Consider the following 13475-nt stretch of genomic DNA (forward strand, 5'->3'; position numbering starts at 1 on the left):
GTGTTGAAACCACGCTGTATCGCGGGATAAAGACAAACTCACGCACCAGCCGCCTTCGGGCGGCTGTGTGTTGAAACCACGCTGTATCGCGGGATAAAGACAAACTCACGCACCAGCCGCCTTCGGGCGGCTGTGTGTTGAAACGAAAAAGTTGAACATTTATTGCCGGATACCGTGCAGCCGCCTTCAGGCGGCTGTGTGTTGAAACTCAGTGCTTGTCGAATAAAGTGATTTACTTTGTTCCCCAGCCGCCTTCAGGCGGCTGTGTGTTGAAACCGCCTCGTTACCAGCTTTATGGGCGGTAAATAACCCCAGCCGCCTTCAGGCGGCTGTGTGTTGAAACTTTAGGCTGTACCAGTTTTGCGCAACCTGACTGGCCAGCCGCCTTCAGGCGGCTGTGTGTTGAAACATCAATCGCCGACATCATCGGCAAACCGAAAACCCCCAGCCGCCTTCAGGCGGCTGTGTGTTGAAACTTCATCAAGCCCGGGGCAAGGGTTTTCACGGTATCCCAGCCGCCTTCAGGCGGCTGTGTGTTGAAACCATCACATCGCGGCCAAATAATTCCAACGCTTCGCCCCAGCCGCCTTCGGGCGGCTGTGTGTTGAAACCTGATGCTGTATGTCTCAAGTGTGCCGGTCGAGCCAGCCGCCTTCGGGCGGCTGTGTGTTGAAACCTGATGCTGTATGTCTCAAGTGTGCCAGTCGAACCAGCCGCCTTCGGGCGGCTGTGTGTTGAAACATATACAAAATAGGCGCAGGTCAGCACGCATATGGCCTAGCCGCCTTCGGGCGGCTGTGTGTTGAAACGGGCGTACCGGCGCGACCATCAGCGCAGCAGGCGGTGCCAGCCGCCTTCGGGCGGCTGTGTGCTGAAACTCTAGTAACTACGAACTCTATGACGACCTATTCCGTCAGCCGCCTTTGGGTGGCTGTATGTTCAAATATCGTCCAAGCAGGCTACTCTTCTTCGGTGCGCAGGAAATTGCCTGCCAAACGGGACAGCTTCATGACTTAGGGAAACATTCGGAAGCCTTTAACCGCCGATTGTATGGTGGCCCATCAGTCGATCATGCTACCGCCGGAGCGAAAATTGCAAAAACGCTTGCGTTAGAGTGGAGGTCAAAGTATAACCTGTTGTTATCTTACTTAGGCTAGATAACTTTAATTAATGAATTAAAAGGAAAAAATAATGGAAAATAAACAAACCAATTCAACCATCAAATCTCGTGCGGCGGTGGCATTTGCACCAAATCAACCCTTACAAATTGTGGAAATCGATGTAGAAATGCCACGCAAAGGCGAGGTGTTAATTCGTAACACGCACACGGGCGTGTGTCATACAGATGCATTTACGTTATCAGGAAGCGATCCTGAAGGCGTATTTCCTGTGGTGCTTGGGCATGAAGGTGCGGGTGTGGTTGTTGCTGTGGGCGAAGGTGTGTCAAGCGTAAAACCGGGTGATCACGTCATTCCTCTTTACACCGCTGAATGTGGCGAATGTGAGTTTTGCCGTTCAGGCAAAACCAACTTATGCGTTGCGGTACGTGAGACGCAAGGTAAAGGCTTAATGCCGGACGGCACGACGCGTTTTTCTTATCAAGGTCAGCCGATCTATCACTATATGGGCTGTTCGACTTTCAGTGAATACTCAGTTGTTGCCGAAGTTTCACTGGCGAAAATCAATCCTGAAGCCAACCATGAACAAGTATGTTTGCTTGGCTGCGGCGTTACCACAGGTATTGGTGCGGTACATAATACGGCAAAAGTACAAGAAGGCGACTCTGTTGCCGTGTTTGGCTTGGGAGCGATTGGTTTGGCTGTGGTGCAAGGTGCGCGTCAAGCCAAAGCGGGCCGCATTATTGCCATTGATACCAATCCTTCAAAATTCGAGCTGGCGAAACAGTTTGGTGCAACTGACTGTTTGAACCCGAACGATTACGATAAACCGATCAAAGATGTGTTGTTAGACATCAATAAATGGGGCATTGACCATACCTTTGAATGTATCGGCAACGTAAACGTAATGCGCCAGGCATTAGAAAGTGCGCACCGTGGCTGGGGACAATCTATTATCATCGGCGTAGCGGGTGCAGGCCAAGAAATTTCAACTCGTCCGTTCCAGTTGGTCACAGGTCGTGTTTGGAAAGGTACGGCGTTTGGTGGCGTTAAAGGCCGCTCTGAACTTCCGAAAATGGTGGAAGATTCAATGAAAGGCGACATCGAGTTAGAACCGTTTGTGACCCACACAATGACACTTGATCAAATCAATGAAGCCTTTGAGTTAATGCATGAAGGTAAATCGATCCGCGCTGTTATTCATTACTAAGGTACGCGATGAAACTGATTGAACAACATCAAATTTTTGGTGGTTCGCAACAAGTTTGGGCACACCATGCCCAAACGCTTCAATGCGAAATGAAATTTGCCGTCTATTTGCCGGATAATCAGGAGAATCGACCGCTTGGTGTGATTTATTGGCTTTCTGGCTTGACTTGCACTGAACAAAATTTCATTACCAAATCAGGCTTTCAGCGTTATGCGGCAGAACATCAAGTGATTGTGGTTGCCCCCGATACCAGTCCTCGCGGAGAGCAAGTGCCGAACGATGATGCTTACGATTTAGGGCAGGGTGCGGGCTTTTATCTTAATGCGACCGAGCAGCCTTGGGCGACGAATTATCAAATGTATGATTATATTTTGAATGAGTTGCCTGGTCTGATTGAGGAAAAATTTCCTACCAATGGTAAACGTTCCATTATGGGGCATTCAATGGGCGGACACGGCGCATTGGTATTGGCGCTGCGAAACAGGGAACGTTATCAAAGTGTTTCTGCTTTTTCGCCTATTTTGTCGCCAAGTCTCGTGCCTTGGGGAGAAAAAGCCTTTTCTGCCTATTTAGGAAAAGATCGCGAAAAATGGCAGCAATATGATGCGAACTCGCTCATCCAACAAGGCTATAAAGTGCAAGGTATGCGCATTGATCAGGGCTTGGAAGATGAGTTTTTGCCAACACAATTGCGTACCGAAGATTTTATCGAAACCTGTCGTGCGGCAAATCAACCGGCCGATGTGCGCTTCCACCAAGGTTATGATCATAGCTATTACTTCATCGCCAGTTTTATTAGTGAGCATATTGCCTATCATGCGGCATTTTTGAAGTAGGCCAAAGAAGTGATTCGTGAATCGACCAAACGTTGGTATGAACGTTAATTTTTCATGTTAACGAAAATAAAAGGCATCGAATTGATGCCTTTTGTTTTTTATAAATGATGAAAAAATAATGCGATTAAAATGAGCTAGCTTGCCCACTCTCAATTTAAATATCTCCCCATTCCAATCCAAATCGCTGTAAATATTTCCTTAATCGGTCGCTGTCATTGACTTTTGCTCTTTCTGTTCGGGAGACGTTAAACAATGCACGGCCGGCAGCGGCCATGTTGGGATGTTTGCGGCATTCGTTGATAACGTGTTGCAGTTGTAGTTTGTCGAATAAATCCAATGTGTCCCAATCGACTTTATCGGGGTAGTCTTGTGCTTTTTCAGACGGCCTTTTATGTAGGAGGCCGTCTGAAAAGGGTTCTTCCGACCATAACCATTTGAGGCGTTCGATTTCAGCTTGGACTTGTTCTACCTGTATCCTGCCTTGCGGCGCGAGTGTGGCCAGGCGCATGATGCTGGCGGCGAGGTCGCGGAAGTTGCCGCGCCATGGTGCTTGGTCTGAGTGGGCGAAGTCGAGGTAGGCGGCCAGGGCTTCTTTGTTGAAGCGGGTGGTTCGGCCGAGTTCTTGCGAGGCTAGGGCAAGCTGGTGTTCGACGTTGGGCTCGATGTCTTCGCGGCGGTTGGCGAGTGCGGGCAGTGGGTAATTCCAGATGTTGATGCGGGCGAACAGGTCTTCGCGGAAGCGTCCGGCGCGGATTTCGTGGCGTAGGTCGCGGTTGGTGCCGGCGATGAGTTGGAAGTCGCTTTTGACTTCGCTGTCGCTGCCGACGGGATAAAAGTGTTTTTCTTCAATGGCTTTGAGTAACATGGCTTGCTCGTCTAAGCCCAATTCTCCGATTTCATCTAAAAACAATACGCCACCGTCGGCAGTTTTTAGATAGCCTTCACGTTTTTCTGCGGCGCCGGTAAAGGCGCCTTTTTTGTGGCCGAACAGGGCAGATGCTGCGCCGTCGCCGCGAAGGGTGGCGCAGTTTACATCGACAAATGTGCCTTTAATCAAATGGCGCGCTTTTTTCAATTCAAAAATTCTGCGTGCCAGCATAGATTTACCTGCGCCTGTCGGGCCGGAAAGCAGAATGGGGGACGGAGAGTTGAGCGCGACTTGCTCGATTTCGGCAATCATGCGGTTGAAGGCGGCGTTTTGGGTGGAGATGCCGCTTTTCAGGTAGCGCACAGCATCGTCGCGTACGGCGGCAAGGCGTTCTGCCAGTACGTCGTAACGAGCCAAGTCCAAATCTATGATTTCATAACTGCCGACATTGCCGTCCTCCATACTGCGTCTTTGGTTTTTGGGTGGAGCGGTTTGTAACAGTACGCCGGGGATTTGACGCGATTCCACCAATAAAAACAGGCAGATTTGGGCAACGTGCGTACCCGTGGTGATGTGGGTGAGATAGGTTTCTTCTTCTGTATCAAATGGATAGCTTGCTGCCCAATCGTGCAGCTTGGTATAAACCTCGGAGAAGTCCCACGGGTTTGCCAGCTCCATAGGCACGAGATTAACGACTGTGTGCGGCGATACCTGCTGAATATCGGCTTTTACATGATCCGCCAGTTCGCGGTATTTTTCCGCATAAAACAGCTCCATACGGTCAAGATGAAAATCCTGACGCTGATTCATGGCGACGTTCGGCCGCCATTTTAACCAACGCCCTTGACCGAAACCTTTATCCAGCACTGTACCGAGAAAGCTGATGGCGACTTGTTTTTTAGGGGTGGTATTCATGTTTCAGACGGCCTTTAAATTATTTTTTCCAATACAAATTTGCCGTTTACTTAACCGCAGGCGTTTGTCCAAATCATCGAATCGCATCATATATCCTTGTATATTTTATTTTCTATATAACTATCTATAAATATATTTTTTAGTATTCTATGCTTTTTGCCGATAAAAGCTACTTTAAAATATATTTTCTTTATATTCAATTAATTAAAAATTATTTTTATAAAAATTTTATTCTTGGCACGTTGTTGGCTATGTTGTGAATGTAACGATACAGCAGATGCTTCGGGAAATACAGTTACCGGAGAAAAATTTTCCGTAAATTTAGTTGCTGTGTGGTTACAGGGAGAATGCCAACAAGACTACATTTGGATTAACAGGTTCGAATCCTGTCTCGTCTGATAGACGTTGAACGTCTTGTTTATTTAGTCGCCCACCCTTTTTCAATATGGCAGGCAAATGCCTAGGGAAACTACAACATGGATATCCTTATGTCGCAGGTTCGAGTCCTGTCTCTGTTATCCAAAATAGCAGAGTAGCTCAGTTGGTAGAGCCAAGGCATGTTTCCCTTAAAAACTTGTTGCATGCCATATTATTTTTACGGCAGCAGGCGGATACTTGAAGAGAGTACATTAACTTATCACGTTAAAACCGTTTCTCTTCACTTTTAGCCGCTACGCTGCCACCCATGCAAGGCCGTCTGAAATATTCAGGCGGACCGATATAAAAACTGTTTTCGGTACAGACGGCAAATGCCGGAGGAATTACAGCCTGCTAAGCGCGAGGTCGCGGGTTCGAGTCCCGTCTCTGCCGCCAACTATGGCAGAGTAGCTCAGTGGATAGAGCGCGTAAAAATTTCTCCACTCTTTGTTGCCCAATGTACCACCCCTTATGGGCGAATGCCATTAGGATTACATTCCTTTCTTGCTACAAACCCGAATGATCCTAATTAAACTGGTCGCCCTACGGTAGTAGGCGGATGCCCGGAAGAGAATACATTAGCTTTCAGTTAAAAACGCTTCTCTTCATTTTTAGCCGCCACACTGCCACCCTTTCAAGGCCGTCTGAAAAACAAAGCTAAAACAAGTTCAGACGGCCTCAAACCAACAATATGAAAGAAAATGAAAATGGCTAATACTACCTTGTTTCAATCGATTAAAAACCGTTTTACTAAAACCGATACCCATAATGAAGCCGGCGGCATCGCCTACACGCTGACACCTAAACAACAGCTGGCCCAGCTTGCCGCTACCGGTTGTCTGAACAATACCTACTATGCCGATGCCCAAAGCCAGCTTGACCAAGTGTTGAAATTGGCAGAAAGCCTGGATGCCGAGTTTATCGCCAAAACCGCCGTGTACGCCCGTCAAAAAGGCTTCATGAAAGACATGCCCGCGCTGTTGCTTGCCGTATTGGCGCAAAAAGACGTGAACATGCTTGCCCGCGTGTTCGACCAAGTGGCGGACAACGGTAAAATGTTGCGCAACTTCGCGCAAATCATCCGCAGCGGCGCAGTCGGCAGAAAGTCCTTCGGCAACCGTCCGAAAAAACTGATGCAGACCTGGCTTTTGACCGCTACCGAAAAACAACTGTTGAACGCCGCTATCGGCAATGCTCCGTCGCTGGCGGACGTGGTCAAAATGGTGCATCCCAAACCGCGTGAAGCATGGCGTGCCGCCTGGTTTGCGTGGCTTATCGGCAAACCGTACGACCGCGAAGCATTGCCGCCCATCACCCGCGCCTTTGAAGACTACAAACAAAGCCGCCAAGGCGCATTGCCCGACGTTCCGTTCCAAATGCTCACTGCCTTGGAATTGAACAGCGGCGACTGGACGCAAATCGCCCGCAACGGCTCATGGCAGCAGGTTCGCCAAAACCTGAACACATTCCTGCGCCACGATGTGTTTGCCAAAAGCAAAAACATCAAAATGGTGGCAGAAAAACTACGCGACAAAACCGCCATCCGCCGCGCCCGCGTCCTGCCTTACCAATTGCTGACCGCATATCAGGCGACATCCGAACAGATGCCGTCTGAAATCCGCGAAGCACTGCAAGATGCGATGGAAACCGCCGTACAAAACGTACCGGCCATCCGAGGCAAAGTCGTGGTTTGCCCGGACGTCTCCGGCTCCATGCACAGCCCGGCTACCGGCTATCGCGGCAGCGCGACCAGCAGAACCCGCTGCATCGACATCGCCGCACTCGTGTCTGCCGCCATGTTGCGTACCAATCCGCAAGCCCGCGTAATACCGTTTGAACAAATCACGGTAAACGTGCAGCTCAACCCGCGCGACAGCATCATGACCAACGCCCAAAAACTCGCCAATATCGGCGGCGGCGGAACGGCTTGCAGCGCACCGCTTGCCATGCTGAACCGCGAAAAAGCTGATGTGGACTTGGTCGTCATCGTATCTGACAACGAAAGCTGGGCAGACTGCGGACAACATTGGAGCGGCAAAACCAGCCTGATGAAAGAGTGGTACATCTTGAAACAACGCTGTCCCGAAGCCAAACTCGTCTGCTTGGACATCCAGCCCTACACCACCGCACAAGCGCAAAACCGCCGCGACATCTTGAACATCGGCGGCTTCTCCGACCAAGTGTTCACACTCATCGGCTCGTTCGCCGAGCAAGGTATGGGCGCGGATTTCTGGGTGGAAGAGATTGAGAAAACCGCGCTGGCGGCGGTGAACTGAAGCTAAAGGCCGTCTGAAAATAGGGTAGAAATATTTTTCAGACGGCCTATTTATTCAGGACAAGCTGAGAAAAAAGAATAAGGAAACAAAATGCAAAAATTTATTTTAATCCGCGGTCATCAAGGTTCGGGAAAATCGACTTTCGCCGAACAAAAAGCCGCCGAATTTAAAGCGCAGTATCCGGATGCAGAAGTTGTCCGTATTGAAAACGATTTGTTCATTACCGATGAATACGGCGAATATCGTTGGTCGGGCGAAGCGGTGGATAAGGCGCAAAAACGCGGTAATGCCTTGATGACTGAAACCTTGAGACTTGGACGTCAAAATCCGAATCGAAATATTTTGATCATTAATTCCAATACCAACCAAAAAGCTTCGCGTTGCCGTCATTTATTGGATCAGGCGGAGAAAAGCGGTTTTGAAACAGAAGTCTACAGACTGCACAATTTCTATCCCAACCTGCACGGCGTGAAAGAGCATGACGTGTTGGCGGCGTATATCAAGCTGAACCAAAACCGCGTGGCAAACGAAATACACGTCGATGCCATTCAGCCCGCCAACGCGGAACAACTGGAAAAAATCAAGCAAATGCAGGCTTTCGAGCAGCAACCCTTGTCGTTTGACGAAGCGCAGCAAACCTTCGTCACCGAAAATTATCTGCAACACGGCAGCCGCAACTTTACCGCCAAAGCATCCAAGCATTATCCCGAATTGCGCGTGTTGAAATACGCCCGCAGCGTGTTCTACGATAACCGCTTCGACGATGCGCTGCTGGAAATGCGCGGCTTGATTATCGACGCGCACAACCGCATCATCGTGCGCCCGTTTAAAAAAGTGTTCAATTATTCGGAGCGTATTGCCAAAGGCAGCCGTTACCCGATCCGCGTCGGCGACGAAAGATTGGTGGATGCAGTGGTAAAAGTGAACGGCTTCCTCGGCTGCTGCACTTTCGTCTCGCTTTCAGACGACCATCCGTCCCACGGCGCGGCGTTTGACGGCAAAGTGCTGTATTCGACTACCGGTTCGCTTGATAGCGCGTTTGCGGACATGACCGTCGCACACTGCGCGCAATACGAAACCCTGTTCCGCGCTTATCCGAATCACACTTTTTTGTTTGAAATCACAGACGCAAAAGACGTGCACATCATCCGCGAAGAATTGGGCGAAACCCTAATCGGCTGCATCGACGTGGCGACAGGCCGTCAGTTTACCGAAGCCGAATTGGACGAAATCGGCAAACAATACGGCGTCCGCCGTCCCGAAACGTTGAAAAACATCACGTTCAGGGAGCTGAAAGGCCGTCTGAAAAACGTGGAACACGAAGGCTTTATGGTATTTGATGCGCAAAACGGCGAAATGCTGTTCAAACTCAAATCGCCGTATTACCTGATTTCCAAGTTTCTGGGACGAAGCAACGAAGGCAACATCGGACGCAAGCTCGACAAACGCCACGTCGATGAAGAGTTTTACCCCTTAATCGACCATATCCACGACCATCGCGAAGCGTTCAACGCCATGCCGGAATTGGATAAAATCGAGTTTGTTCAGGCGTTTTTGCGGCAGTTGTGAGGCCGTCTGAAAAACACCGTTACATCCATAACGGCATGGCAAAGCCTGCCGTTTCCCCAAATTACCAAACCGGAAGAAATATCATGAAAAAAACAAATATCGTCAAAAGCCTGATGCTGATGGCCGCACTGCTCCCGCTGACAGCCCAGGCGGCACAAAATACCGAACTGTCATCATTCGGCAAACCGCCCAAAGGCTTCAAAGTCGGATATCAGACCGAACAAAACGGCATGATGATGATAGAACTCGTACCGCAAAAGCAAACCGTGGATAACTGGACTCAGATGGTAACGTTGCAAACCATGCAGGGTGCAAATCCGGGCATAGCCGATTTCCGCAACGCCGTCTTTGCCGGCTGGCAAAACGCCTGTCCGAAAAGCAGCACCCTTACCGTCAGGGAAGGCGAGGAAAACGGCTACCCGTTTGCCCTATGGCAGCTGATTTGCGAAAGCAACCCCCAAACCGGCAAACCCGAATACACCTGGATGAAAGCCGTGCAGGGCGAAAATGCCTTCTACGTCAAACAATACGCCTTCCGCTACGCGCCGAATAAGGCCGAAGTAGGCAACGCCATGGGACATCTGCGCGACTTGGCCGTCTGTGACAACAGTGCGAAACACCCCTGCGGCAAAAGCGGCAAATAAAGGTTGAAACATTTTCAGACGGCCTTGCCGTGTTTTGCCGGAAAGGCCGTCTGAAACAAAAACGATAACGCACCCGTCAGCCGCGTTCAAACGCCTCGATTTCCCCGACCTTAGGCGCATAACCGCTGCTTGTGTCGTGGCGCAAATCCAACCAAATATCCACCAACGCCCAAGCGGCAGGCGCGGCAATAACGTTCTGCCCCATGCACAACACCTGCGCGTCGTAATTTTCCACCGAACCGCGTACGGTGAGTAAATCGTGCGCCGTCGCCGCCCGTATGCCGCGCACCTTATTGGCGGCAATCGCCGTACCCACGCCCGTGCCGCAAATCAGCAGCGCGCGGTCGGCACGCCCCGCCGCCACTTCCTGCGCCGCCGCAAACGAAAGCTGCGGATAAGTGCCTTTGGGCGAAGACAAATCAACCAAGCTGCCGACACGCGGGTCGTTTTGCAAATGCGCTTTGAGCGCGTCTTTTAATATCGCGCCGTTGGCCGGCGCAGCAATAACCAAACGCATACATACTCCTTAACCACATAATAAACATAACCAGCATACGCCCGCTTGCAATACGCTTCAAGCCCAATGGCAACACTACCGCACCATAAACCGCATCGAAAAATCACAGGAAACGCAACATGAGCAAAATCTTTTTCACATCCGACCTACATTTTTCGCATAAAAACATCGCCAAATTCTGCCCGCAGTTCCGCCCGTTCGACAACATCGCCGACATGGACGAATACCTAATCGAAACATGGAACAACACTGTTTCCCCCGACGACGACGTATACAACTTGGGCGATTTGTCTTTCGCCCACGACATCAAAAAAATCGCCGCCGTCCTATCGCGCCTCAACGGCAAGCACCACCTGATTTACGGCAACCACGACGACATCATCCGCCGCCACAACAAATACCTGTTTGAAACCGTCAAACACGACGGTCATCCGCTGCTATCATCCGCCCGAACCTACCGAAAACTGGAATTGGACGAGATAGACAACACGCTGATTTTGTTCCACTACCCGATTAACGAATGGGACGGCTGCCACAGAGGCTGGTATCACCTGTACGGCCATTTGCATGACAGGGTGGCGGCAATCAAAGGGCGTGCTTTAAATGTCGGATTTGATTTGCACGGCCGTTTTTTGACGGCGCAAGACGTCGATAAGTTTTTGTGTGATTTGCCTAAAATTTCGTATTTTGGCGAAGTAGGGTTGAAGGCCAACTCGCCGGAAGAAGCAGCAGAGCTGGTGTCTTGGAAACTGGCGCAGTTAAATCAGGTATAATTTCAGACGGCCTTTGCGGATTTCCGGCAAAGGCCGTCTGAATATCAATTTCCCATTTTTGAGTGATACATGGAAAACCTTTTGGCTTACTTACTACAAAAAATCAGCCTCCCCAATCAATCCGGCAAGGACAAGTCATGAGCGGTAAGCCTTTGAAGTATCCTGTATCCGCTTTGGTTGTTTTGCATGATAAAGACGGCAATATCCTGCTGATTGAACGCACGGCGCCGCAAGGTTTTTGGCAGTCGGTTACCGGCAGCTTGGAAGAGGGCGAGCGTATCGAAGAAACCGCATGGCGCGAAGTGTGGGAAGAAACCGGTATCCGCCTTGCAGACGGCCAGCTGGAAAACTGGCACGACAGCACCGTTTATGAAATCTATCATCACTGGCGCCATCGCTATCCAAAAGGCGTTTTTGAAAACCGCGAACACATCTTCTCCGCCCAAATTCCGCGTGATACGCCCATCATGCTGCAACCGGACGAACACGTTGCCTACGGTTGGTTTAGTGCGGAAGAAGCGGCGGAAAAAGTGTTTTCCCCTTCCAATAAACGCGCAATTTTAGAACTGGTCAAAAGGCTGAATGCCAAAAAGGCCGTCTGAATACGACAGTTTCACATTTTCAGACGGCCTTGGGTTTGCTATACTTTCGCCGTTTGACTCTCTTTAAAATCAAAGGAAACCATCATGGCAGACTTCAACAAAATCCTGACTCCGGGCGATGTGGACGGCGGCATCATCAACGTTGTCAACGAAATCCCAGCGGGCAGCAACCACAAAATCGAATGGAACCGCAAATTAGCCGCGTTCCAACTCGACCGCGTTGAACCGGCAATTTTCGCCAAACCGACCAACTACGGCTTCATTCCGCAAACTTTGGACGAAGACGGCGACGAATTGGACGTATTGCTGGTTACCGAGCAGCCTTTGGCAACCGGTATTTTCTTGGAAGCACGCGTTATCGGCGTGATGAAATTCGTTGACGACGGCGAAGTGGACGACAAAATCGTTTGCGTTCCAGCCGACGACCGCAACAACGGCAACGCCTACAAAACTTTGGCCGATTTGCCCCAACAACTGATCAAACAAATCGAGTTTCACTTCAACCACTACAAGGACCTGAAAAAAGCAGGTACCACTAAAGTTGAATCTTGGGGTGATGTAGAAGAAGCGAAACAAGTCATCAAAGAATCTATCGAACGTTGGAACAAACAAGCCTAATCGGTTTGTCCTGTTCAATATCAAGGCCGTCTGAAAGTAAAGTTCAGACGGCCTTTTTATATATCAACCGAAGGACAGGCTTGGAAGACGAATACATCGTTTTGCGCGTAACCGGTTGCCCCAACGGTTGCGGTCGCGCCATGCTGGCGTAAATCGGTTTGGTCGGCAAAGCCATCGGCCTCTACAACCTTTACGCAGGCGGCAACCGCGAAGGCACGCGCATTCCGCGCCTGTTTAAAGAAAACATTACCGAACCTGAAATCCTTGAAATTGTCGAAGGCTGGGTGGCAGATTGGTCTCAAAACCGTTTGGATGATGAAGGTTTTGGCGATTTTGCCATCCGTACAGGTATCGTCAAACCCGTATTGGACGCTCCGCGAGACTTTTGGGCATAACTCATACAGACAGACCCACAAGTCTGCAATGAGAAAATAGAGAAAACTAAAGGCCGTCTGAAAATCTGATTTTCAGACGGCCTTTTATATTGGGAGCGTTTATATCAAAGATGGAATATAAACCGAATCAGCGACGGCGGCCAAAGCCCCGCCCCATGCTTGGTCGGCGGTAGTTGGAAGGCTGGCGCGCGGTTTCGCGGTAACGCTGTTGCTGTTGAGCGTTTTGTTGTTGCGCATTTTGCTGTTGGGCACGCAGGGTGCGCGTATTCAGTTGTTGGCTGGTGCGTCCGTTTGGACGTGCGGTTTGATAATAGTTGGCACGGGCTTGACGGGCAATCGGGCTGTTTTGATTGCGTGCCTGTGTGAATTTGTTCGCCAATGCGTTGCCGATAAATGCACCGGCTGCCGCGCCCACCAAGCTTTGCAGCAGCCAGCTGCCGGTGGATTGGTCATAGATGTATTGTTGGCCGTCTGTACCGGTTACCGGTTGGCCGTTGTTGCCGTTGGCTTGTGCTTCGGCAGGAATGGTGTCTTTCACGGCTTTAGGCGTGAGCTGGTAAACCGTATTGTCTTCTTGTTGGCCGTTTTGTTGTGCCAACTGTTGTTGCAATGCTTCGATTTGTTTTTGTTGTTGCTCAAGCTGTGCTTGGGTATTGTCTTTGCAGGCAGCGAGGGCAAAAGTGGAAAGGGCGGCTAAGGCAATCAGTTTTTTCATTG

The 13475-nt window shown here is 50.1% G+C and carries 11 protein-coding genes, 1 pseudogene and 1 CRISPR repeat array; of the genes and pseudogenes, 9 read left to right on the forward strand and 3 right to left on the reverse strand.

The features are described from left to right. Positions 1–45 precede the first annotated feature (45 nt). A CRISPR array of direct repeats spans positions 46–878; the repeat unit is 32 nt; unit sequence CCAGCCGCCTTCAGGCGGCTGTGTGTTGAAAC. A 313-nt stretch (positions 879–1191) separates the two neighbouring features. Together ACTHSQ_RS00675 and fghA are read left to right on the forward strand one after the other, a co-directional pair. After that, the gene (locus ACTHSQ_RS00675; protein WP_313971467.1) at positions 1192–2328 is read left to right on the forward strand and encodes an S-(hydroxymethyl)glutathione dehydrogenase/class III alcohol dehydrogenase; all 1137 of its coding nucleotides are present in this window, start codon (positions 1192–1194) and stop codon (positions 2326–2328) included. An 8-nt stretch (positions 2329–2336) separates the two neighbouring features. Beyond that, a complete protein-coding gene (gene fghA, locus ACTHSQ_RS00680; protein ID WP_440370926.1) occupies positions 2337–3164 on the forward strand; it encodes an S-formylglutathione hydrolase in 828 nt (275 codons plus the stop codon). A gap of 154 nt (positions 3165–3318) precedes the next feature. Here the strand turns inward: fghA and rtcR are convergent, their stop codons facing one another. Next, positions 3319–4947: an RNA repair transcriptional activator RtcR gene (rtcR, locus tag ACTHSQ_RS00685; RefSeq protein WP_440370927.1), complete on the reverse strand. Its 1629-nt coding sequence runs from the start codon at positions 4945–4947 to the stop codon at positions 3319–3321. A gap of 1118 nt (positions 4948–6065) precedes the next feature. Between rtcR and ACTHSQ_RS00690 the strand changes: the two genes are divergently transcribed. The 3 genes from ACTHSQ_RS00690 to ACTHSQ_RS00700 all read left to right on the forward strand — a co-directional run bounded on the left by ACTHSQ_RS00690 (position 6066) and on the right by ACTHSQ_RS00700 (position 9853). Continuing rightward, on the forward strand, positions 6066–7640 hold the full coding sequence (locus ACTHSQ_RS00690) for a vWA domain-containing protein (RefSeq protein ID WP_440370928.1): 1575 nt from the start codon (positions 6066–6068) through the stop codon (positions 7638–7640). 90 nt (positions 7641–7730) lie between these two features. Further along, entirely contained in the window at positions 7731–9209 is a 1479-nt protein-coding gene (locus tag ACTHSQ_RS00695; RefSeq protein WP_440370929.1) for an RNA ligase, read from the forward strand. Then, entirely contained in the window at positions 9206–9853 is a 648-nt protein-coding gene (locus tag ACTHSQ_RS00700; protein WP_003685626.1) for a hypothetical protein, read from the forward strand. The genes ACTHSQ_RS00695 and ACTHSQ_RS00700 overlap by 4 nt, the downstream gene beginning before the upstream one ends. Before the next feature lie 76 nt (positions 9854–9929). On the opposite strand, the gene ACTHSQ_RS00705 is transcribed toward ACTHSQ_RS00700, so the two are convergent. After that, complete coding sequence (locus tag ACTHSQ_RS00705; RefSeq protein WP_003685702.1) at positions 9930–10370, reverse strand: RpiB/LacA/LacB family sugar-phosphate isomerase; 441 nt, start codon at positions 10368–10370, stop codon at positions 9930–9932. A gap of 119 nt (positions 10371–10489) precedes the next feature. Between ACTHSQ_RS00705 and ACTHSQ_RS00710 the strand changes: the two genes are divergently transcribed. The 4 genes and pseudogenes from ACTHSQ_RS00710 to ACTHSQ_RS00725 all read left to right on the forward strand — a co-directional run. Further along, positions 10490–11143 (forward strand): hypothetical protein, encoded by a 654-nt coding sequence (locus ACTHSQ_RS00710; protein WP_003685565.1) that lies wholly within the window; start codon positions 10490–10492, stop codon positions 11141–11143. Positions 11144–11280: 137 nt separating this feature from the next. Further along, on the forward strand, positions 11281–11745 hold the full coding sequence (gene nudB, locus ACTHSQ_RS00715; protein ID WP_003685636.1) for a dihydroneopterin triphosphate diphosphatase: 465 nt from the start codon (positions 11281–11283) through the stop codon (positions 11743–11745). An 84-nt stretch (positions 11746–11829) separates the two neighbouring features. Then, positions 11830–12363 (forward strand): inorganic diphosphatase, encoded by a 534-nt coding sequence (locus tag ACTHSQ_RS00720; protein ID WP_003678634.1) that lies wholly within the window; start codon positions 11830–11832, stop codon positions 12361–12363. Between the two features lie 77 nt (positions 12364–12440). Continuing rightward, a pseudogene (locus ACTHSQ_RS00725) lies at positions 12441–12758 on the forward strand (sulfite reductase subunit beta); the annotation flags it as partial. Between the two features lie 127 nt (positions 12759–12885). Here the strand turns inward: ACTHSQ_RS00725 and ACTHSQ_RS00730 are convergent. Continuing rightward, on the reverse strand, positions 12886–13473 hold the full coding sequence (locus tag ACTHSQ_RS00730) for a hypothetical protein (RefSeq protein ID WP_003685740.1): 588 nt from the start codon (positions 13471–13473) through the stop codon (positions 12886–12888). Positions 13474–13475: the final 2 nt, after the last annotated feature.

It is taken from the genome of Neisseria sp. P0009.S008, assembly GCF_051958615.1.
GTDB classification, from domain to species: domain Bacteria; phylum Pseudomonadota; class Gammaproteobacteria; order Burkholderiales; family Neisseriaceae; genus Neisseria; species Neisseria subflava.